This window comes from Enterococcus sp. AZ163, assembly GCF_050498925.1.
Lineage (GTDB): Bacteria > Bacillota > Bacilli > Lactobacillales > Enterococcaceae > Enterococcus_A > Enterococcus_A ferrettii.
In genome coordinates, this window is record NZ_JBIPAO010000027.1 from 1 (window position 1) to 201 (window position 201).

Consider the following 201-nt stretch of genomic DNA (forward strand, 5'->3'; position numbering starts at 1 on the left):
TGCACTGTCGCTATCACTGATGCTGGTACTTTCTGATCTTGAATCACTAATCGAGGTACTCAAACTGTCACTATCACTATTACTGATACTTGTGCTAGTTGAACTTGAATCACTTAGTGATGTGCTAGTCCTTGTACTGTCGCTTGTACTTACTGACGTACTTCCACTATAGCTGCCTGATTCACTTGCTGAATCGCTCGT

Annotated in this window: 1 protein-coding gene; it reads right to left on the minus strand. The window is 42.3% G+C overall.

The genetic code is table 11. The features are described 5' to 3' along the window. Window positions 1–201, minus strand: a 201-nt coding sequence (locus IGI46_RS25935) for a hypothetical protein (RefSeq protein WP_429974633.1), incomplete at both ends; no start/stop codon positions are given.